General features: G+C 63.0%; 20 protein-coding genes and 1 tRNA gene. 5 read left to right on the plus strand and 16 right to left on the minus strand.

Going from position 1 to position 19,874, the window contains the following annotated elements:
- Positions 1 to 222: 222 nt before the first annotated feature.
- The 5 genes from rsfS to obgE form a co-directional block, all read right to left on the minus strand.
- Positions 223 to 654 carry a ribosome silencing factor gene (rsfS, locus tag AC070A_RS15735; RefSeq protein WP_057254963.1) on the minus strand — a complete coding sequence of 144 codons (432 nt, stop codon included), beginning with the start codon at positions 652 to 654 and terminating at the stop codon, positions 223 to 225.
- Between the two features lie 102 nt (positions 655 to 756).
- Positions 757 to 1,344 carry a nicotinate-nucleotide adenylyltransferase gene (locus tag AC070A_RS15740; RefSeq protein WP_112995716.1) on the minus strand — a complete coding sequence of 196 codons (588 nt, stop codon included), beginning with the start codon at positions 1,342 to 1,344 and terminating at the stop codon, positions 757 to 759.
- 37 nt (positions 1,345 to 1,381) lie between these two features.
- Entirely contained in the window at positions 1,382 to 2,665 is a 1,284-nt protein-coding gene (locus AC070A_RS15745) for a glutamate-5-semialdehyde dehydrogenase (RefSeq protein ID WP_112995676.1), read from the minus strand.
- On the minus strand, positions 2,658 to 3,827 hold the full coding sequence (gene proB / locus AC070A_RS15750) for a glutamate 5-kinase (protein ID WP_058325720.1): 1,170 nt from the start codon (positions 3,825 to 3,827) through the stop codon (positions 2,658 to 2,660). The genes AC070A_RS15745 and proB overlap by 8 nt, the downstream gene beginning before the upstream one ends.
- A gap of 1 nt (position 3,828) precedes the next feature.
- Entirely contained in the window at positions 3,829 to 4,851 is a 1,023-nt protein-coding gene (gene obgE, locus AC070A_RS15755; protein WP_057254966.1) for a GTPase ObgE, read from the minus strand.
- Between the two features lie 85 nt (positions 4,852 to 4,936).
- Between obgE and AC070A_RS15760 the strand changes: the two genes are divergently transcribed.
- Complete coding sequence (locus AC070A_RS15760) at positions 4,937 to 5,797, plus strand: endonuclease/exonuclease/phosphatase family protein (protein ID WP_112995677.1); 861 nt, start codon at positions 4,937 to 4,939, stop codon at positions 5,795 to 5,797.
- Between the two features lie 39 nt (positions 5,798 to 5,836).
- Here the strand turns inward: AC070A_RS15760 and AC070A_RS15765 are convergent, their stop codons facing one another.
- The 4 genes from AC070A_RS15765 to rplU form a co-directional block, all read right to left on the minus strand.
- Positions 5,837 to 6,421, minus strand: coding sequence for a GNAT family N-acetyltransferase (locus tag AC070A_RS15765; RefSeq protein WP_093233098.1), 585 nt, complete (start codon positions 6,419 to 6,421; stop codon positions 5,837 to 5,839).
- Entirely contained in the window at positions 6,418 to 7,050 is a 633-nt protein-coding gene (locus tag AC070A_RS15770; protein WP_034802649.1) for a GNAT family N-acetyltransferase, read from the minus strand. The genes AC070A_RS15765 and AC070A_RS15770 overlap by 4 nt, the downstream gene beginning before the upstream one ends.
- A 126-nt stretch (positions 7,051 to 7,176) precedes the next feature.
- A complete protein-coding gene (rpmA, locus tag AC070A_RS15775; RefSeq protein WP_037470908.1) occupies positions 7,177 to 7,446 on the minus strand; it encodes a 50S ribosomal protein L27 in 270 nt (89 codons plus the stop codon).
- Positions 7,447 to 7,479: 33 nt separating this feature from the next.
- Complete coding sequence (rplU, locus tag AC070A_RS15780; protein ID WP_057254969.1) at positions 7,480 to 7,854, minus strand: 50S ribosomal protein L21; 375 nt, start codon at positions 7,852 to 7,854, stop codon at positions 7,480 to 7,482.
- Between the two features lie 294 nt (positions 7,855 to 8,148).
- Between rplU and AC070A_RS15785 the strand changes: the two genes are divergently transcribed.
- Positions 8,149 to 8,238: transfer RNA gene (locus AC070A_RS15785), tRNA-Ser, on the plus strand.
- 126 nt (positions 8,239 to 8,364) lie between these two features.
- On the opposite strand, the gene AC070A_RS15790 is transcribed toward AC070A_RS15785, so the two are convergent.
- The 6 genes from AC070A_RS15790 to AC070A_RS15815 all read right to left on the minus strand — a co-directional run bounded on the left by AC070A_RS15790 (position 8,365) and on the right by AC070A_RS15815 (position 13,727).
- On the minus strand, positions 8,365 to 8,802 hold the full coding sequence (locus AC070A_RS15790; RefSeq protein ID WP_309239058.1) for a hypothetical protein: 438 nt from the start codon (positions 8,800 to 8,802) through the stop codon (positions 8,365 to 8,367).
- Between the two features lie 179 nt (positions 8,803 to 8,981).
- Positions 8,982 to 9,281, minus strand: a complete 300-nt coding sequence (locus AC070A_RS15795; RefSeq protein ID WP_494773566.1) for a hypothetical protein — start codon at positions 9,279 to 9,281, stop codon at positions 8,982 to 8,984.
- 312 nt (positions 9,282 to 9,593) lie between these two features.
- Positions 9,594 to 11,267: a flotillin family protein gene (locus AC070A_RS15800; protein ID WP_113132356.1), complete on the minus strand. Its 1,674-nt coding sequence runs from the start codon at positions 11,265 to 11,267 to the stop codon at positions 9,594 to 9,596.
- Between the two features lie 21 nt (positions 11,268 to 11,288).
- Positions 11,289 to 11,918 carry an OB-fold-containig protein gene (locus AC070A_RS15805; protein ID WP_112995680.1) on the minus strand — a complete coding sequence of 210 codons (630 nt, stop codon included), beginning with the start codon at positions 11,916 to 11,918 and terminating at the stop codon, positions 11,289 to 11,291.
- A gap of 5 nt (positions 11,919 to 11,923) precedes the next feature.
- Positions 11,924 to 13,057, minus strand: a complete 1,134-nt coding sequence (locus AC070A_RS15810) for a PspA/IM30 family protein (protein ID WP_112995681.1) — start codon at positions 13,055 to 13,057, stop codon at positions 11,924 to 11,926.
- Between the two features lie 160 nt (positions 13,058 to 13,217).
- On the minus strand, positions 13,218 to 13,727 hold the full coding sequence (locus AC070A_RS15815) for a hypothetical protein (protein WP_112995682.1): 510 nt from the start codon (positions 13,725 to 13,727) through the stop codon (positions 13,218 to 13,220).
- 242 nt (positions 13,728 to 13,969) lie between these two features.
- Here AC070A_RS15815 and AC070A_RS15820 point away from each other — a divergent pair, with 242 nt between their 5' ends.
- The gene (locus AC070A_RS15820) at positions 13,970 to 14,131 is read left to right on the plus strand and encodes a hypothetical protein (RefSeq protein ID WP_192495158.1); all 162 of its coding nucleotides are present in this window, start codon (positions 13,970 to 13,972) and stop codon (positions 14,129 to 14,131) included.
- 484 nt (positions 14,132 to 14,615) lie between these two features.
- Here AC070A_RS15820 and AC070A_RS15825 read toward each other — a convergent pair whose 3' ends face one another.
- Positions 14,616 to 15,926: an amidase gene (locus tag AC070A_RS15825; RefSeq protein ID WP_058325751.1), complete on the minus strand. Its 1,311-nt coding sequence runs from the start codon at positions 15,924 to 15,926 to the stop codon at positions 14,616 to 14,618.
- Positions 15,927 to 16,188: 262 nt separating this feature from the next.
- Between AC070A_RS15825 and AC070A_RS15830 the strand changes: the two genes are divergently transcribed.
- Together AC070A_RS15830 and typA are read left to right on the plus strand one after the other, a co-directional pair.
- The gene (locus AC070A_RS15830) at positions 16,189 to 17,754 is read left to right on the plus strand and encodes an alkaline phosphatase D family protein (RefSeq protein ID WP_112995683.1); all 1,566 of its coding nucleotides are present in this window, start codon (positions 16,189 to 16,191) and stop codon (positions 17,752 to 17,754) included.
- A gap of 199 nt (positions 17,755 to 17,953) precedes the next feature.
- Entirely contained in the window at positions 17,954 to 19,780 is a 1,827-nt protein-coding gene (typA, locus tag AC070A_RS15835; protein ID WP_058325711.1) for a translational GTPase TypA, read from the plus strand.
- The last annotated feature ends 94 nt before the right edge of the window (positions 19,781 to 19,874 follow it).

Consider the following 19,874-nt stretch of genomic DNA (forward strand, 5'->3'; position numbering starts at 1 on the left):
CATAGTTCCTGAAATCGGATCGATTCAAGGAGAATCTTATGCCGCGTCCATGGAGCCTTGCAGCGTCGTTCGCGCCTGGTCCGGATAACGAGCCCAAAAGGTTACGATCAGTCGCAACAAACTTCCGGCTGACAACGCCGCGAGCGGCGCCAGCCCTTCAAATTCATGCATGACCGCATCTCGGCTCGTCCGGCACTCAGCTGCGCGGCGACCCGGTCGGTCTCAATGCAAGGTGCCGTCCTCGATCTCAGGAGCCGCCCACATCCTCTCGATGTTGTAGAACTCCCGGATCTCCGGCCGGAAGATGTGAACGATCACATCGCCGGTGTCGATCAGCACCCAGTCACCGCCTTCCAGACCTTCGACACGGGCATTGCCAAAGCCCCCGTCTTTCAGGTCGGTCGTCAGGTGATCGGCAATGGCCATCACATGCCTCGTCGATCGCCCGGAGACAACGACCATGAAGTCTCCCAGCGCCGATTTTCCGGCAATGTTGATGCTGACGATATCTTCTGCCTTCGAGTCCTCTAGGCTTTCGAGGACCAGTTGAAGCGCACGGACAGCGGCTTCGTCGCTAGATCCCGTGCTGCGCGGGAACGCGGAGACCGCATATCCCTTGGCGTGTGCTGTTGTCAGGGTCTTTCCTTTCCACATGAACAGAACAGGCACTATCGATTCGAACAAAGATCGAACCGTTAGTGAATGTAGGCATCAAACCGTAGCGGTTTCAAGACAGGAGAAGTGAATCATGGGAATTCACGTAGGCTTCGCCGCCCGAAGCGCGGTCGAGCTCATCGATGAGCGCGGCCCATGGATGAAGGTCCAGGCGGGGGCTGCGTGATAGGCCAGACGGCGGGCGTCGTCCTCGTCGATGCGGGCATAGTCGAAGGTCCTGGCCATGCGCGAGGAGAGATAGGCGAGCGTCGAGCCCGGCCGGTCGATGACGGCGATCGGGAAGGTGCGGGCGATCTTCTGCCAGTTCTGCCAGCGGTGAATGCTCTTCAGGTTGTCGGCGCCCATGATCCAGACGAAGCGGATATCGCGGTTGCGGGCGCGCACCGTCTCCAGCGTGCGGGCGGTGTAGCTTTGGCCTAGTGCCTGTTCGAAGGCGGTCACCTTGATGCGCGGGTTGGGTGCGATCTTCTCGCTCAAGGCGATGCGGTCGGCGAGCGGCGCCAGGTTGTTGTGGTCTTTCAGCGGATTGCCGGGGGTCACCATCCACCAGAGCTGGTCGAGCCCCAACCGCTGGATCGCCGTATCGGCAACGAGCACATGGCCCTCGTGCGGCGGATTGAACGATCCACCGAAGAGGCCGACCACCATGCCGCTCTCGACATGGGGCATGCGCAGGTAGCGGGCGTTGACCTTGCCCGCGGTCACTTCAGGGCCTGACCTGTCCAGCACCACGCACCCGATACTTGAAGGAGGTCAGTTGCTCGACACCGACTGGTCCGCGCGCGTGCATCTTGCCCGTCGCGATGCCGATCTCGCCGCCCATGCCGAACTCGCCCCCATCGGCAAACTGGGTCGAGGCGTTGTGCAAGAGGATCGCGGAATCGATCTCCGAGAAGAAACGCTCGACCACCGCAGCATCCTCGGCGATGACGGCCTCCGTATGGGCCGACGACCAGGTGGCGATGTGCTCGATGGCGCCCGAGATGCCGTCGACCAGCTTCACCGAGATGATGGCGTCGAGGTATTCCGTTGCCCAGTCTTCGTCGGTCGCGGCCTTTAGGCCGTCGATAGTGCCTGCGAGCTCATCCGACACACGCACTTCGCAGCCGGTCGCAAGTAGGGCGCTCAACAGTGGCTTGACCAGCCGCTCGGCGTCGTTGCGGTCGATCAGCAGCGTTTCGGCCGCGCCACAGATGCCGGTGCGGCGCATCTTGGCGTTGACGACGATCTTTTCCGCCATGGCAAGGTCGGCCGAAGCGTCGACATAGATGTGGCAGAGACCTTCGAGATGAGCAAAGACCGGCACGCGCGCTTCATTCTGGACGCGGGCAACCAGGCTCTTTCCGCCGCGTGGCACGATGACGTCGATTGCGCCGCCAAGACCAGCAAGCATGGCGCCGACGGCGGCGCGGTCGGCGACCGGCACCATCTGGATCGCGTGCTCGGGCAGGCCCGCGGCCCTGAGGCCCTCGACGAGGCAGGCGTGGATGGCGCCCGAGGAATGGAAACTGTCGGAGCCGCCGCGCAGGATCACGGCATTGCCGGCCTTGAGGCAGAGCGCGCCGGCGTCTGCCGTCACGTTGGGCCGGCTTTCATAGATGACGCCGATGACGCCGAGCGGGGTGCGCACGCGCTCGATGTGTAGGCCGTTCGGCCGGTCCCATTCGGCAATCACGTCGCCGACCGGGTCCTTGAACTCGGCGATGGCGCGGATGCCGTTCGCCATGTCGCGGATGCGGCCTTCGGTGAGCGTCAGGCGGTCGATGAAGGCGCTGGCGACGCCGGTCTCGCGGGCGTTTTCCAGGTCGATCGCGTTCGCGGCGAGAATCTCGTCCATGCGCGCGACGATCGCATCAGCCATGGCGATGAGGGCGGCGTGCTTGCGTTCGGCGCTGGCGACAGCAAGCGGTCGGCTGGCGGCCTTGGCCCTGCGGCCGATTTCCAGCATGACGCTCTCGACGTCGTCCTTGTTCTTCACCTCGTCAAGCATGGACCTCATCCTTCCGGCTGCCCCCTTCTTGGGCGCGTTTTCCGGTCATCACCATATCGTCGCGATGCACCATGGCGGCGCGGCCGGCATAGCCGAGGATCGCGGCGATCTCGGCCGATTTTTTGCCGGCGATCTGGCGCGCCTCGTCGGCGTCGTAGCCGGCAAGCCCTCGGGCGATCTCGCGGCCCGATGTGCCGAGAATAGCGATGGTATCGCCGCGGCTGAAGCTGCCGGTGACGTCGCGAACGCCGGCCGGCAGCAGGCTCTTGCCAGAGCGCAACGCCTCTTCGGCACCGGCGTCGACACTGAGTGTTCCGGCGGGCAGCAATTGCCCGGCAATCCAGGTCTTGCGCGCGGTCACCGGTGAACCCGAGGGGGCAAACCAGGAGGAGCGGGCGCCTTCTTCGATTGCTGCAAGGGGATGGTTGGGCTTGCCGGAGGCGATGATCATGGCGCAGCCGGCGGTCGTCGCGATCTTGCCGGCATCGATCTTGGTGCGCATGCCGCCGCGCGAAAGCTCGGACGCGGCACCACCGGCCATGGCCTCGATTTCCGGCGTGATCTCGGCAATCGTTTCGAGGAAGCGGGCATTCGGGTCGAGATGCGGCGGGGCGGTATAGAGCCCGTCGATATCGGAGAGCAGCACCAGGAGGTCGGCGCCGACCATGGTGGCGACGCGGGCGGCGAGGCGATCATTGTCGCCATAGCGGATTTCGGTCGTTGCGACCGTGTCGTTCTCGTTGATGATCGGCACGGCACCGAGCTTCAGCAGCTGGTTGATGGTGGCGCGGGCATTGAGATAACGGCGGCGCTCCTCGGTGTCGCCGAGCGTCAGCAGGACCTGGCCAGCGACGATCGCATCGGTCGAGAGGCTCTCCGACCAGGCGCGCGCCAGCGCGATCTGGCCGACGGCGGCGGCCGCCTGGCTTTCTTCCAGTTTGAGCGCGCCCGCCGGCACGTTGAGCACCGTGCGGCCAAGCGCGATCGCGCCCGATGAGACGACCAGCACTTCGACGCCGTTAGCCTTGAGATTGGCGACATCGGTGCACATCGCGTCGAGCCAGGCTTTTTTCAACCCGGTGGCGCGGTCGACCAGCAATGCCGACCCGATCTTGATGACGACCCGGCGATACTTCAAAAGCGGCTTGCGGGTCTTGGTCATCTTAGAGGTTCTCCTCGCCGAAGCCTTCGCCGGCCTTGGCGGCGACGATGACGCTGCGCAGCGCCCTCAGCGCCTCGGTCATGCCCTTGCCGACTGCGGCGGAAAGCAGAAGGGGCTGTTCGCCACAGGCCTTTGCCAGCGCCTTGGCCTTCACCTTCAATTCGTCCTCGTCGAGCACGTCGATCTGCGACAGCGCGACGATCTGCGGCTTATCCTCGAGGCCGCCGCCATAGGCTTCGAGCTCGTACTTCACCGTCTTATAGGCCTTGGCGACATCTTCTTCCTGGGCGGAAACCAGATGCAGCAGAACGCGGGTGCGCTCGACATGGCCGAGGAAGCGGTCGCCGATGCCCACACCCTCATGCGCGCCTTCGATCAGACCCGGGATATCGGCGATGATGAACTCGTTGCCGTCGATGGTCGCGACGCCGAGATTGGGATGGAGCGTCGTGAACGGGTAGTTGGCGATCTTCGGACGCGCACGGGTGCAGGCGGCGAGGAAGGTCGACTTGCCGGCGTTAGGCAGGCCGACGAGGCCGGCGTCGGCGATCAGCTTCAGCCGCAGCCAGAGGGTCTTCTCATCGCCTTCGAGGCCTGGATTGGCCCAGTTCGGCGCCTGGTTGGTGGACGACTTGAAGCGGGCGTTGCCGAAGCCGCCATTGCCGCCGGCGGCCAGCCGGTAGCGCTGGCCCTCGGCCACCATGTCGACGATCAGCGTCTCGTTGTCTTCCTCGAAGATCTGGGTGCCGACCGGCACCTTCAGCGTCACGTCGTCGCCACCGGCGCCGGTGCGGTTGCGGCCCATGCCGTGCTGGCCGGTCTTGGCCTTGAAGTGCTGCTGGTAGCGGAAGTCGATCAGGGTGTTGAGACCGTTGACGGCCTCCACCCAGACATCGCCGCCGCGACCGCCATCGCCGCCGTCCGGTCCGCCGAACTCGATGAACTTCTCGCGCCGGAACGAGACGGCGCCTGCGCCGCCGTCGCCGGAGCGGATATAGACTTTCGTTTCGTCGAGAAATTTCATTGGGCTGCCATCTGTTCGGTGTAGGTGCGCGGTCTTAATTTGCCGCCATCGATATAGGCGGTTTATTCGGAGGTCAAAGAATATCGTGCGGTTCGTCAGCTACAACATCCAATACGGTATCGGTCTCGACGGCCGCTTCGACCCCGAACGCATCGCGGCCTCGGTCGGGGACGCCGACATCATTGCGTTGCAGGAAGTAACGCGCGGTTTTCATCGCAACGATCACGTCGATCTCGTCGCCCGCTTCGAAAAGTTGTTCCCGGGTCATTTCGCGGCCTTTCACGCGCCCTGCGATATCGACGTCGGCTCGACGATCGAAGATGGCCGCGCCGTCAGCCGCCGCTTCCAGTTCGGCAACATGATCCTGTCGCGCTGGCCGATCCTTGCGACGCGGCTGATCCCCCTGCCACGCACCCGCACGATCAGCCCGATGAACCTGCAGCGCGGTGCGACCGAAGCGTTGATCGCGACGCCCGGCGGTCCGCTCCGGGTCTATTCCGTGCATCTCGATCATGTGCTTCCCGCCGAGCGCATCGCCCAGATCCGCTACCTGAAGGACCGGTTGCTCGGCTATCCGCTCGAAGGTGGCGCGATCACCGGGGCGGTCGATTTCGGCCTTGCCGAGCCGCCGCATCCGGAGGACTTCGTCGTCATGGGCGATTTCAACATGGAGCCGGAGACGCCGGAATATTGTGCCATGGTGGGTGCGCGCGATGCCTACTATGGCCGTTCGCTGCGGCTTGAGAATCCGGTCGACGTGCTTGCCCATCTCGGTCGACTGACGCCGGAAAGCTATAGCTGGATTCATCCCGAAAACCCCGAAAAACGCATGCACCTCGACTATTGTTTCTTAAGCGCCGGCCTCGTTCCGCGGTTGACGGACGCCTGGACGGAATATGACGCCAAGGGCTCCGATCACCTGCCAGTCGGCTTCACGCTTTCATGAAAAATCCCCCGCAAAGGCGAGCTTCGCGGGGGATGTCGTTCAATGCGGTCGGTGCAGATCGGCAGCGGTCAGCCGGGTTTCGATATGCGCGACCATGGCGTTGCGGGCGAGCGCATAGACCTGGGTGCAGCCGGTGATCTGAAAGCCGATCTTTTCCTGCACCTTCAGCGAGCCCGGATTGTCGGCAAAGACGCCGGAATGCAGCATCGTTTCCGGCATGCGGCGGAAGAAGCGCTCGACCGCGGCATAGACCGCCTCGGAGGCAAAACCCTTGCCCCAGTAGAAGCGGTTCAGCCAGTAGCCGACATGCCATTGGCCATGGCGGAGCTCGATGCCGACGCAACCGATATGCACGTCGTCGCCAGTGGTGACGGCGAATGTCCAGTCGGGCGTCAGGCCTGAGGTCTGCGCCGTCAGCCAGTCGAGCGCGTCCTGCAGGTCGTAGGGCGCCGGAACGCGCGCAAGCATGCGCGCCACCTGGAAATCGCCGAGCGACTGGGCGATCGCCTCGGCGTCATTTCGCCGGTGCGGGCGCAGGACAAGACGCTTCGTCTCGATGACCGGGCAGGGCCCGGGACCGGGGCGGGCGACGACCCGCTGGCGTTCGGAAACGAGCGCGTTCATCGCATGCCTCCCCAGCTTCTCAAGGAGACCCAGGTCTTGCGGTCGAGCCGGTACCATTCGACAGCGATCGAGCCGCCGAGCGCCAGGCTGCCGACCATGCCGCTTCCCTGGAACTGGAAGCCGCACTTCTGGATGACCCGGCGGGATGCGAGGTTCATGACCCGGCAGCGCGCATCGATCTGGTCGATATCGCGGGTGCGGAAGGCCATGTCGGTCAGGACCTGGGCCGCCTCGGTGGCATAGCCCTGGTTCCAGTATGGTTCGCCCAGCCAATAGCCAAGTTCCGCCGTCTTGCCGTCGGGATGCGGCTCGATACCGCAGCAACCGAGAAATGCGCCATTGTCCGCCTTGGTAATCGCGTAGACGCACTTGCCAATCGTGCCGGCTTTCGCGCGTCGCACGAAGTCGGCGGCATCGGCCGTCGTATACGGGTGCGGCATGCGCGAGACCATGGTCGCGACATTGGCATTGTTGGCAAGATGGGCAAGGGCGTCGATATCGTCTTCATGGGGCGCGCGCAGAACGAGCCGGGGTGACAACAATATCGGGCAATCGGTCCTTGACCGTTGGGGCCTCAGCCTCTGCTCGGGAGACCGGGATTGGTCTTCCCTCAACAACTCGGTTTGCATGGTTTCCTCCAGAAACGAAAAAGGGGAGTTGGGTATTGCCCCATCTCCCCTTTGAAGTCTGGCTTGGAACCATCAGGTGCGTCAGCCGGGTCGATGAGACGCCGGCTGTTTTAGAGCGCTACCGGCTTATTCCGCTGCTTCGGCTTTCGGCATTACAGACACGTACACGCGGCCATTGGCCTTCGTACGGAAGTCCACGTTGCCGGCCGTAAGTGCAAAAATCGTGTGGTCCTTACCGAGGCCGACATTGGCGCCCGGATGCCACTTCGTGCCGCGCTGGCGCACGATGATGTTGCCTGCAACGACGTTTTCGCCGCCGAACTTCTTCACGCCAAGGCGCTTGGACTCAGAATCGCGACCGTTACGCGACGAACCGCCAGCTTTTTTGTGTGCCATTGGTGTTCTCCTTTAAACCTTAGATCCCTGAACTCAGTTTGCAGCGGCTTCAGCGGCGGCTTCGGTCTTTTTCGAAGCCTTCTTCGCCTTGCCACCAGCAGCAGCGATGTCCAGGATGCGGACGGTCGTCTGGTGCTGGCGGTGACCGCGCGAACGCTTGGAGTTCTGGCGGCGACGCTTCTTGAAGGCGATGACCTTCTTGGCGCGGCCCTGTTCCACAACTTCAGCGCTGACAACGGCGCCTTCGACAAACGGAGCACCGATGGTTGCATCGGCGCCAACGCCGACCATCAGGATCTCGGTGAATTCGATCTTGTCGCCTGCAACGCCTTCCAGCTTTTCGATGGTGAGGACGTCGTTGGCGGCCACGCGGTACTGCTTACCGCCGGTCTTGATGACTGCGAACATTTTTTATCCTTTCATGTTCGATCCGGCTCTCTGCCCGAGGACAAGGCCGTCTTTTTGTCAGTCGACAGTTGAGTGGAATGCCCAAAAGGATATCCACCGGTGAAAGGGCGCAAATCACACCCGATGCGGAATGGCCAGGCCACACCACTTCATTGCGCGGATTACAAGGAATCGCGCGTGTGTGTCAAGGCGAAAGCAACGGGGCCGTTACATATTCTTCAAACAGGCCCTTGCCAGCACCCGAATCTGCCGCTATGAACCCGACCGCGCTAACCAAGCGCCGACCAGCAAAGCGGAGAGGTGGCTGAGTGGTCGAAAGCACCGCACTCGAAATGCGGCGTACGGGCAACCGTACCGTGGGTTCGAATCCCACCCTCTCCGCCATATTTTCTTCGACTCAATCGTCGCAATCATGCCGCAGTTCGTCAAACGGCCAGAGATGGCGGCGCGAATCTCGTAGTTCCGTCAAAGGCCCGTTGCACGACGTGACCTGCTCCGGCAGGGCCTGCGTCAGGCGACTTTCAGAGCTGCCGATATTTCCGACAAGGTAGCTTTCTCCGCGTCGCTCACCGCAACGCCGCCAAAGCCCATGAAGCCACCTTCCTTGGCGGCCTCTGCCACCCGTTGGCTGATCTGGTACAGCCATGCGGCGAATGCCCCGGCGTCGCCGGGCGCCTTGGTCTCGACGGTGGTTCGGGCCTGCCGCAGCGTTTCAATGCAACGAGTCTTCATTTCTTGGGGCTTGGCACCTTTGAGTTTTGCCTGCAGGCCGTCGCGGGCGGCGGTCCGTCCTTCCGAGGTTTCGAAGTCGGCGACAAGCGCTTTGACAAGGGGATTTGCGGCATCCGATTTTGCCTGCAGAAGCGCGCTGCTATTGGCGATGCCCTCCTTCAGCATACCCCAGAGGCCGCTCGGCTCTGCCGCCGTCACGGCAATGCCGGCCATCATCACGCTCTCCAAGAGCAGCGTCCATTCTTCCGAGGTGAATGTCGATTTGTCAGCCATGGCTGATCCTCCTTCGTTCGATTTTGTCGATGACAATTGCCGCCAGTCCGCGCAGCGCGCAAAAGGCCGGCGGTCTCTCTCTCTCTCTCTCTCTCTCTCTCTCTCTCTCTCTAGCCGCTCTGTCAGGCCGACAGGCCGGCGAGCTTGGCCTTCAATGCGTCGATCGTCGGCTTTAGGGTGTCTGAAACGCCGGGGATGGCCAACACCTTGTCGAACAGCCCGTTGAGCGTCGGCATCATCGGCCCGACCAGTGCCGAAAGGGCTGCCTTTTGCTCGTCAGACAGTTGCCCGGCCGTGCTGCTTACCTTGTCGAACCCGCCTGAGATCTCCTCCAGGCCATTGGCTTTTCCTCCACGTTGATGTCGTCGGACATCGACAGCACTCATGGAGCGGTCGCCCGACGGCGCGGCAATTGGCTGCAAACAATTCGCGTTTTGATTATCGTCTGCGAGACCGGTTCGTCTGGAACCCTCGGCGCGAAAATATTAGCACTTGTGGGTGTATTTGCCCAGTTCACGGCAACTTGCGGAAACGGCGGCGCTCGGGGCAAGCAACACGCGCCACGGTGCGCCCGCATTTTGACCGACCCATGGCCTGTCGCCAAAAAGGGAGCGAGGCGGGCGGACGTTCTCCAGCTCGTAGGCCGGATTTCCCGGTCGGAGCGGCAGCGTCGGTGACTGCTCACAGTCGGATCCCCGGCCCCACAAGGGGTCAGGGATCTTGTCAGTCTTGCCTTACTTCTTCGGTGCTTTCTCCGCAGGTGCCGGGGCCTGTAGGTCGCCGAGCAGCGAGGAAATGGCGTTTTCGCCGTTGAAGCCGGCCTCCTTCAGCAGCTGGTCGAGGACCGGTTTGTTGGCCTGATAGGCGAGTAGCTGGCCCGCAAGGCCGTCGCCGAGGCCGATGCCGTTCTTGGCGCCTTCGCCGCCTGCACCGCGGCCGAGCATGCCGCCGGTGTCGAAGATGCGGATGTCGGAGATCTTCTCGATCGGCTTGACCGCTTCAGCCAGCGCTTCGGGAATGATGCGGATGCGCTCGCGTAGGATCTCGAACTCGATGATGGCGGAGCTCAGCTTGTTGCGGGCTTCGTTGAGCAGGGCCTCGCTTTCGGCCGCGGCCTTGCCGGTTTCGAGCACGCCCTTGGCCTTGATGATGGCCGCTTCGGCTTCGGCGGTGGCGAGCGTCTTGATCGCATCGGCCTGGTCGAGGGCCGCCTGCTTTTCGGCTTCGGCGCCAACGGTCACGGCCGTTGCTTCGGTTTCGGCGTTCTTGCGGGCGTCGATGACGGCGATCTGGCGTTCGCGTTCGGCGATTTCCACGGCCTTTGCGGTTTCGACCTTTTCTTCTGCGGCAATCGCTAGGGCACGGGCGTTTTCGGCCTTGGCCTTGGCTTCCGATTCCTCGCGGCTCTTGTTGGCGACGGCGATGGCGCTTTCCTGAGAGACGATCTGCAGATCGCGCTTGGCTTCCGTGTCGCGCTGCTGGACAGACCGGGTCGCGTCGATGTTGGCGCTTTCACGAACCTGCTTGGCGGTCGCCTCGCGCTCGGCAATCGCCTGTTCGGTGGCAATGCGGGCTTCTTCTTCCGCGCGCTTGGCGGCCTGCTCCTGCTGCGCGGTTTCGGCCCGGGTGGCGGCCGACTTGTTGGCGATGTCGCGCTCCTGGTTCAGTTCCGCCTCGCGCTTGGTGCGCTCGATCGCCAGCGACTGCTGGCGGGCTTCCAGGTCCTTCTGGGCGATGGCGACTTCGGTGTCGCGGACGATCTCGTTGCGCTCCTTCTTGCGGCCCTCGGTGATGCGGGTCAGCGCCGCCAGGCCATGGGCGTCGAAGAAGTTGTTGGCGTTGAAATGCTTGATATCCGTCTGGTCGAGGCGGGTCAGCGAAACGGATTCGAGCTCGAGACCGTTCGACTGCAGGTCGGCGCCGACCGCCTCCTGCACCGCCTTGACGAAATCCATGCGCTGCTCCTGCAGCGCGTCGAGGCTCATGGTGGCGGCAACCGAGCGCAGGCCGTCGACGAACTTCGCCTCGATCAGCACGCGCAGTTGCTCCGCGTCATTGGTGCGGTCGCCGAGCGTCTGGGCCGCAAGCGCGATCGAGGAGGCATCGGGTTTGACGCGGACATAGAATTCCGCGCCGATATCGACGCGCATACGATCCTTGGTGATCAGCGCGTCGCCTTCGCCGCGGCGGACCTCGAGGCGGAGCGTTTTCAAGTTGACGCGGGCGATCGAGTGGAAGATCGGCAGCACGATGGAGCCTCCGTCGAGGACCACCTTCTGGCCGCCGAGGCCGGTGCGCACATAGGCTTCATCGCGGCTCGAGCGGGTATAGAGCGATGCAAGAACAAAGCCGATGCCGAGGATCAGGACGATGCCGATGCCGGCCGGCACCAAGAGTTCGTAAAACATGGTTGCTCCGATGAGGAAGGATTAAGGGTTTGGCGGCGTCAGCAGGTCCGACGGCGCGGATATCGCAATAAAAATGTCTGATGCGCGATCAACGATCAGCACCTGCGCGCCGATGGCGATCGGCTGCTCGTTGCGGGCGGCCCGCGCGCGCAGTACGTGCCAGTTGCCGTGGCGATCCTTGAGGCGGATGCGTCCCGGCAGGCCCTGGTCCAGCGGACCGACAGTGACTTCGCCGCTGCGGCCGACGAAATCGCCGAGGTCGACGACATAGCTTTCGTCACGCGGGACGATCTTCGCCACCCACCGGCTCGACGCGCGAACTGCGGGTAGCGAGAAGGCGAGCGCCGGCAGGGCCGCGGCAAGCGCCGGCAGCGGCGCCCACAGGGCTCCTGCCACCGCCTGAATGACAAACCCGGACATGGCGAAGAGGCCGAGGAAAAGCATCAGCAGAACAAGCAGCGGCACGCCGCCGACATTGAACCAGGACATCAGTCCGCCCAGCGCGTTGTGGTCGTCCAGCCAGGCCTTGTCGATCGCCTCGCCCAGCGAAAAGCCGAGCAGCAGGCAGAGGATCTCGATGCCGGTGAAGGCGGCCAGCATCACCGCCGCAACCGCGAATGGCAGGGATTCCGGGGCGAGGAAAAACAGCATGGGCGTCAGTGCTGCCTTGCCTTGAGCGCGGCCAGCCTCGCCTCGATCGCCCGGTCGCGATGCAGGCGGTCGAGTTCGTCCAGCTCGGCGCTGCTTCCTTGTTCTCCACCCGGCACGCCCGTAGCGCGGGAGACGGCGGCGGCGGCGCGGGCCGCGCCTTCCACCGGGCTCGGCTTGGCCAGGCTGGATGCCTTGCTCTCGGGGAACTGGGCGATGCTGCGCTTGAGATCGGCGAGCCGCGCTTCGGCTTCGCGGCGGGTGGCGAGGACCGCCTGGAGCGCCTGCTGGCCCTCTTCGAGATCGGTGCGGGCGCCGGCCAGCGCCTTGTCCAGAGCGGCAAGCTGCGATTCCAGATCGATCTGGCGTGCGACGCCGGCCTTGGCGAGGTCCTCTCGGGCGGCGGAGATCGCGGTCCGGATCTTTTCGTCCAGTTTCGTGAGATCAGCGCCGATTTCGTCGCGGCGGCTGAGGATGCGGTATTCCTCGGCACGCGCCTGTCCGATATCGACCCGGGCTTCTTCGGCGGCGGCGTCGATTTCGCGGAGCGCCTGTTCGACGATCACGATCTTGTTGCTGCCTTCCGCCTTGTCGACGGCGGCATTGGCGAGACCGGCGATCAAGCGGCCCATGCGCGATAGGATGCCTTCATTCGTCATCATTTTCTTCTCCGTTCGGTCGGAATGCGTGGTGACGCCGATGTGGATCTGATAGCCGCCGTCTTGTGCAACGAGCTGGGCGGCGAAGATATTCAAGGTGCCGGGCGAATAGCCGGCGACATCGTAGGGGATGGCGACGCGACCGCGCACGGTGGCGACGGTCAGATCCGACGGTCCCTTGATTGCAAAAAGCTTGTCGTCCAGCGGCAGCCTTTCGGCGTTGGCCGCCTGTCCCCGGTTCGCCGCGAAGTCGCGCAGTCCGAGCGTGACCATCCGTGCCGGAAGCCCCGTACGCTCGCGGACCGTTTCGTAGGCAAGCTCGTGCAGGGTTACGAGGTTGGCCCCCGCCTTTTCACCGGCCAGTTCATCGAGCATTGCGAGCATATTGGCGTAGGCGACGAAGGTTTCCTCCAGCGCGTGTCTGGCCTCCTCGTCAGGCGCGAGGTCGTAGCACAAGATCGACGTGTGGTTGCTCTGAGCCATGAGTAATTACATAAAGCACCGCTTTTGTGCTTTCAAGGATCGGCTCAGTTTTAGGTTGTAATTTTCTTACATTGAACGCGGCCACGACCGTTGCGCTCGAAAAGCGGGTCGGGACCGGCGGAGGAGGGTGACGCCGGAGGTGCGAAATCGCCCGGCGGACTCAATCCGCTGCGTTGTTGCGGAGCCAGGTTTCCAGCGCGGCGATGACGGACAGTCGCAGGCTTGCGCCCTTGGACAAAGCGCGGGTGAGGGACATGTCGTCGCCTGCAAAACCCATCTGGGCCATGATGTCGTTCGCGCGCATCCGGCGGCGGTTCATGATGGTGCGGATTTCGGCGATCGTTTCAGGAAGGAGATAGCGACCGCTGGCAATCGCCGCGGCTTGGTGCGCCACGAGCGGCGGATCGTTTTCTGCTTGTGCGGAGGCCATTTCCACGGCGCCATTGCTGCTCAGCCACTTCAGGAAAGTCTCACGCTCGGCGGGGCTTGCCTTGGTCCAGGAATTCTTGAGTTTGTCGAGGCGGGTGCGCTCGTCCTTGAGCCCTGCCGCAACAAGCGCCTTGCGCAGCGATGGGATGCGGCCGGCCAGCAGGTCCGCATGAATATCAGGGAAATCGAGCTTCAGGCGCTGCACGTCAACGGTTTCGTCGCGCTTGATTTTTTTCGACATGCTCGTTCCCGCGTCGTTCGTCCGCGACATGCTCTAGCGCGCTCGCGCGCCGGGCGCGAGCGAAATAGGTCGCTATCCTCTATCCTTTGGAGGTCGATCCCGTTAGGGAGCACATGAGTATAACGCGCAGCTGCGTGCAGAGTGCCCTTCCTCGCACATCATGCGTCCAGCTTTACGCAAGTCCCTTTGCCTATCGTCACCTCAATGGCCGGGATGTGACACGGCGAATGAAGGACAATGATATGTCAAACGATATCGAGCATTACCGCGACCCATCCGATTCGATGGTTGCCCTCTATCTCGCGAACAATGACGGCGACGAACTGACCGATGTCCTGGTCGCCGCGCTTGAAGATGCGTTCCGCATCCTCCGCGACGAGATCTCCGGCGAAACGATGCATTGAGCGGAGCGTGTCTCCTCCACGAAATTCTTGGAACGTAATCCACCATCGGTTGCGAATCGAATCATGGATATCCTATTCTGGCCGGGTTCCAATCGGCGACGCGTCGGATTTCGGGAGAGTTCGCGGCCGCTTATCGCCAGCGCTAGGGGAGGCGTATGAGCATGACATTTTCTATCTGGCATATGGTCATGGCGCTGCTGATCATCGGCGTACCCGTCTGGCTGATCCTTCGGGCCTTGAAGCGCTCACGCTAAAGCGCGCCGCGATCAATTCTGCTTCATCGCATATCGCTGTCGCAAAATCGGCGCGCACTTCACTCGGCATGCTTGGCGCATCAAGGCGCGAGCGATCGGCCGTAGAGAACAGGGCGTTGCGGGGTCCGATTTCGACGGGATTCGTGCCCGCTCGATGTCCTTATCGACAGCGACTGCTGAACCGGCCTGTTTACAGGCCGGTGTTTCATTCGATGACCATCGGGCGACGCTCAATTTTCCTGAAGCAGCGCCTCGGCCGAAAGGGCTGAGGCCAGTACGGTCGCATCGGTTCCGTTTCGCCCAACCAGCATCAGTCCGGCCGGCCGCACGAGACCCGGCATCGGCAGGGTGATGGCGTTGAGATCGAACTGGTTGGCAACCTGGCAATTGCGTAGGAGCAGTCCCTCGACGCGGTTGTATTCCGCCACGTCCGTTTCGACGCTGGCGATCGGCACGGCGGCGATCGGTGTCGTCGGCAGTGCGATGAGATCGAAGGGCGAAAGCCGCTCGTCCATGGCGGCGGCGAGTGCGCGCCGAGTTTCCAACAGGGCCGAGATGGCTGCATCCGGTACGGTGAGGCGGCGGCGAAGCGGGAGCTTGACCCTGTCATCGACGGGAGCACCATCGTCATTTAGCCAGCCGGCATGGATGCGGCTTGCTTCCAGGCCGGCGATCGAGCCGATTCGCGTTGCTTCGGCAAGCCGCTCAATCAAGTCATCGAGTGTACAGTCGACGATCTCGGCGCCCGCCTTGGCCAGCCGGTCGAGGCTTGCGGCAAAGGCATTGGCGATTTCGGGCGAGAGCTCTTCGAGCAGCCTTCCCCGGGGAATACCGATGCGAAGTCCTGCAATCGGGCGGGCGACAGGCGGTATCGGTTGCTCACCGGCCATCACGGCGTCTGTTATCGCGCAATCGGCAACGGTTCGGGCGAGCGGCCCGAGCGAATCGAGGCTCGGCGACAGCGGAAAGGAACCATCGAGCGGAACGCGGCTGGCCGTCGGTTTGAAGCCGACGATGCCGTTGAGCGCTGCGGGGATTCGTATCGAGCCGCCGGTGTCGGAACCGATGGCGATGTCGCAGGTGCCTTCGGCCGCCGAAACCCCGGCACCGGAAGACGAGCCGCCGGGGATGAGCCGCTGGTCGGTGGCGTTTCCGGGCACCGGATAGTGCGGGTTGAGGCCGACCGCGGTGAAGGCGAACTCGGTCATGTGGGTCTTGCCGATGATTACGGCACCCGCGGCGCGCAGCCGCTGGACGACGAGCGCGTCTCTTTGGGCCGGTGCCGCATCGCGACGGATGATGGAACCGGCAAGCGTTTGCTCGCCCGCCACGTCGAAGAGATCCTTGATCGAAACGATCTTGCCGTCGAGCGCACCAAGGCTCGCGCCGCCTTGCCGCCGGCGGTCGGCGGCATCAGCTTCCGCGCGGGCACGTTCCGCATAGAGGCGCACGAAGGCTTTTTCTTCGTGCCGGCGATCGTTGAGCCGGCTCAGGATCTGTTCCAGTCGATCGCGGGCGGGCGTGTTGGCAAAGTGAGACACGATGATGACCTGTCGATTTCGGTGTCGCCGCGCGGCGGCATGAGGCGGGATCATTGCCCGGATTCGCGAAAGCTGCCGAGCTATCTACTTTGATAGCAGCATTGGCAGCGAAAGCCATTGCTCCGATGCAGAGCGAAGTGCCCCTACCTTCACTGAACTGTCGCCAAACCGTTCAAATAGTTTCATGCCGTTGTTACGCCGCTGACATCGGTATGACCAAAGGTCCGGTACGCGCGGTCGCGCTGCCGAATCGGAGGTCTGTTTGGCCGATATCCTCAAGACGCTTTCCCGGCGTTCTTTTCTGCTTTCCGCTGGTGCCGCGGGCTTCGTGGCTTCGTCCGGTCTTGCGACACCCTTCTATGCGAGAGGCTACGGCCGGCCGGAGTTCATACATGGCGTGCAATCGGGCGATGTCGATACGTCCTCCGGCATGATCTGGACGCGGGTGGATCGACCGTCGAAGGTGTCGGTCGAGTATTCGACCACCGAGAGCTTCTCCAATCCGGTTCGCCTTGCCGATCTCACAGCGACGCCGCAGACGGATTGTGCGATCAAGTGTTCGCTCGACGGATTGCTGCCGGACCAGGACATCTTCTACCGGTTCACCGCCACCGATCTTTATGATGTCAACCGGGTCTCCGAACCGGTCACCGGCCGGTTTCGCACAGCACCCTTGCGCAAGCGCTCGGTCCGCTTCGTCTGGTCCGGCGATACCGCCGGCCAGGGCTGGGGAATCGATGATGTCGGCATGAAGACCTATTCGACCATGCGGCTGCATGAGCCGGATTTTTTCATCCATTCCGGCGATACGATCTATGCCGACAATCCTATTCCTGACGAGATCCAGCTGCGCGACGGCGGCGTCTGGAAGAACCGGGTGGTGACCCATGAAAAGCGTGACGTGGCGCGAACGCTCGAGGAATATCGCGGGCAATGGAAATACAATCTGCTCGACGATCATGTGCGGCAGCTGAATGCCGTCTGTCCCACCTTTTATCAATGGGACGATCATGAGGTCTTGAACAACTGGTCGGCTTCGACCGACCTTCGCGACGATGCCCGCTATCCGGAAAAGGACGTCGCCGTCTACGCGGAACGGGCAGCCCGCGCGTTCCACGAGATGACGCCGATACGCAACGTCGCGACGCAGCCCGGCCGCATCTTCCGCAAGGTCGGCTATGGGCCGCTGCTAGATGTGTTCTTCGTCGACCTGCGCTCCTATCGCGGCGCCAACCAGGGCGAAGACGGCGGCGGCGCGCTGTTCGGCTGGCGGCAGGCGGATTGGCTGAAGCGCGAGCTTGCCGCTTCGCGCGCGGTCTGGAAGGTGATTGCCTGCGACATGCCGATCGGGCTCGTGGTCTGGGACGACTACACGAATAAGCGCGGCTCCGACGCCATCGCCAATGGCGACAACGGCCTACCTTCGGGGCGCGAGCCGGAGTTTGCCGATCTCCTGCGCTTCATCCGCGACAACGGCATCGACAACCTCGTCTGGCTGACGGCGGACGTACATTATACCGCCGCGCATCACTACGATCCCACGCGTGCCGCGTTCAAGGAATTCACGCCTTTCTGGGAGTTCGTGTCGGGGCCGCTTCATTCCGGCACCTATGGGCCGAAGGAACTCGACATGACCTTCGGGCCGGAGGTCCGCTTCATCAAGGCGTCGGGCGGCGGCATCGACAGTAACCTGCCGCCATCGGCCGGCTTACAGTTCTTCGGCATCGTCGATATCAACGGTCAGACGCAGCAGATGACCGTGCGGCTGATGGACCGGCAGGACCAGGAACTGTGGCGCGTGACGCTCGATCCGGCCGCGATTGCATGACGAATCTGGTCGCGGCCAACAGCTTTCCAAACCCCTCACGCGAGACCCCTGGCGGTTGCAAACCCATGGCCTACCGGCATTTGACCGCGGCACTGATGCGCGCGCCCCCTTTCGCAATCGCAAAAAAACCTGTATGAGCGCGACCATTGAAAAAGCGGCGTGGCCCATCGGGGCTTGCCCTGAACCTCCGAGACGAAAAATGAGCATTCGTAACATCGCGATTATCGCGCACGTTGACCATGGGAAAACGACCCTTGTTGACGAGCTCCTGAAGCAGTCGGGCTCGTTCCGCGAAAACCAGCGCGTTGCCGAACGCGTCATGGACTCCAACGACATCGAAAAAGAGCGCGGCATCACCATTCTCGCCAAGGCGACCTCGGTCGAGTGGAAGGGCGTGCGCATCAACATCGTCGACACCCCCGGCCACGCCGACTTCGGCGGTGAAGTCGAGCGCATCCTGTCGATGGTGGACGGTGCCATCGTTCTCGTCGACGCTTCCGAAGGTCCGATGCCGCAGACGAAGTTCGTCGTCGGCAAGGCGCTGAAGGTCGGCCTGAAGCCGATCGTCGCGATCAACAAGATCGACCGTCCGGACGGTCGCCACGAAGAAGTCATCAACGAAGTCTTCGACCTCTTTGCCAACCTCGACGCCTCCGACGAGCAGCTCGACTTCCCGATCCTCTACGGTTCGGGCCGCGATGGCTGGATGAACGTCAACCCGGAAGGTCCGAAGGACCAGGGCATGGCGCCGCTTCTCGACCTCGTGCTGCAGCACGTACCGGAGCCGACGGTTGCCGAAGGCCCGTTCCGCATGATCGGCACGATTCTCGAAGCCAACCCCTTCCTTGGCCGCATCATCACCGGCCGCGTTTATTCCGGCTCCGTCAAGCCGAACCAGGCCGTCAAGGTTCTCGGCCAGGATGGCAAGCTGCTTGAAACCGGCCGTATCTCCAAGATCCTCGCCTTCCGCGGCATCGAGCGTCAGCCGATCGAAGAAGCACAGGCGGGCGACATCGTCGCGATCGCCGGCCTGACCAAGGGCACCGTCGCCGACACCTTCTGCGATCCGTCGGTCACGGAAGCGCTGACGGCACAGCCGATCGACCCGCCGACCGTTACCATGTCGTTCATCGTCAACGACAGCCCGCTTGCCGGCACCGAAGGCGACAAGGTCACGAGCCGCGTCATCCGCGACCGTCTGTTCAAGGAAGCCGAAGGCAACGTTGCGCTGAAGATCGAGGAATCTTCGGAAAAGGATTCGTTCTTCGTCTCCGGTCGCGGCGAATTGCAGCTCGCGGTTCTGATCGAAACCATGCGCCGCGAAGGCTTCGAGCTTGCCGTGTCGCGTCCGCGCGTCGTCATGCACAAGGACGACAATGGCCAGCTGCTCGAGCCGATCGAGGAAGTCGTCATCGACGTTGACGAGGAGCACTCCGGCGTCGTCGTTCAGAAGATGTCGGAGCGCAAGGCCGAGATGGTCGAACTGCGTCCGTCCGGCGGCAACCGCGTCCGTCTGGTGTTCTTCGCTCCGACCCGCGGCCTCATCGGTTACCAGTCGGAACTACTGACCGACACGCGCGGCACGGCGATCATGAACCGCCTGTTCCACGCCTACCAGCCTTACAAGGGCGAGATCGGTGGTCGCGTCAACGGCGTTCTCCTGTCGAACGATGCCGGTGAATCGGTTGCCTATGCGATGTTCAACCTGGAAGACCGCGGCCCGATGATCATCGAGGCCGGCGAGAAGGTCTATGCCGGCATGATCATCGGCATCCACACCCGCGACAACGATCTGGAAGTGAACGTTCTCAAGGGCAAGAAGCTCACCAACATGCGCGCTGCCGGCAAGGACGAAGCTGTTCGCCTGACGCCGCCGATCCGCATGACGCTGGAGCGCGCGCTCTCCTGGATCCAGGACGACGAACTCGTCGAAGTCACGCCGAAGTCGATCCGTCTGCGCAAGCTGCATCTCGACCCGAACGATCGCAAGCGCTTCGAGAAGGCCCGCACCGCCGGCGCGGCTTAAGCTTCTGACATTACCGAGCCTGAAAAAACCCCGGAGCGATCCGGGGTTTTTTGCTGTGTGTGCCACGGATGGGCGACTTGCGGATAAAGTTAAA

The organism is Ensifer sp. GW101-20A05 (genome assembly GCF_059424735.1).

What these genes read in the sequence shown, in the direction of transcription:
- AC070A_RS15790 (WP_309239058.1), bottom strand. Translation starts at nt 8,802, where the DNA reads ATGATGGCCGGCATTGCCGTGACGGCGGCAGAGCCGAGCGGCCTCTGG.
- rsfS (WP_057254963.1), bottom strand. Translation starts at nt 654, where the DNA reads ATGTGGAAAGGAAAGACCCTGACAACAGCACACGCCAAGGGATATGCG.
- AC070A_RS15770 (WP_034802649.1), bottom strand. Translation starts at nt 7,050, where the DNA reads ATGCAAACCGAGTTGTTGAGGGAAGACCAATCCCGGTCTCCCGAGCAG.
- AC070A_RS15745 (WP_112995676.1), bottom strand. Translation starts at nt 2,665, where the DNA reads ATGCTTGACGAGGTGAAGAACAAGGACGACGTCGAGAGCGTCATGCTG.
- obgE (WP_057254966.1), bottom strand. Translation starts at nt 4,851, where the DNA reads ATGAAATTTCTCGACGAAACGAAAGTCTATATCCGCTCCGGCGACGGC.
- rpmA (WP_037470908.1), bottom strand. Translation starts at nt 7,446, where the DNA reads ATGGCACACAAAAAAGCTGGCGGTTCGTCGCGTAACGGTCGCGATTCT.
- rplU (WP_057254969.1), bottom strand. Translation starts at nt 7,854, where the DNA reads ATGTTCGCAGTCATCAAGACCGGCGGTAAGCAGTACCGCGTGGCCGCC.
- AC070A_RS15805 (WP_112995680.1), bottom strand. Translation starts at nt 11,918, where the DNA reads ATGCTGTTTTTCCTCGCCCCGGAATCCCTGCCATTCGCGGTTGCGGCG.
- AC070A_RS15765 (WP_093233098.1), bottom strand. Translation starts at nt 6,421, where the DNA reads ATGAACGCGCTCGTTTCCGAACGCCAGCGGGTCGTCGCCCGCCCCGGT.
- typA (WP_058325711.1), top strand. Translation starts at nt 17,954, where the DNA reads ATGAGCATTCGTAACATCGCGATTATCGCGCACGTTGACCATGGGAAA.
- AC070A_RS15810 (WP_112995681.1), bottom strand. Translation starts at nt 13,057, where the DNA reads ATGGCTCAGAGCAACCACACGTCGATCTTGTGCTACGACCTCGCGCCT.
- AC070A_RS15740 (WP_112995716.1), bottom strand. Translation starts at nt 1,344, where the DNA reads ATGCCCCATGTCGAGAGCGGCATGGTGGTCGGCCTCTTCGGTGGATCG.
- proB (WP_058325720.1), bottom strand. Translation starts at nt 3,827, where the DNA reads ATGACCAAGACCCGCAAGCCGCTTTTGAAGTATCGCCGGGTCGTCATC.
- AC070A_RS15800 (WP_113132356.1), bottom strand. Translation starts at nt 11,267, where the DNA reads ATGTTTTACGAACTCTTGGTGCCGGCCGGCATCGGCATCGTCCTGATC.
- AC070A_RS15815 (WP_112995682.1), bottom strand. Translation starts at nt 13,727, where the DNA reads ATGTCGAAAAAAATCAAGCGCGACGAAACCGTTGACGTGCAGCGCCTG.
- AC070A_RS15820 (WP_192495158.1), top strand. Translation starts at nt 13,970, where the DNA reads ATGTCAAACGATATCGAGCATTACCGCGACCCATCCGATTCGATGGTT.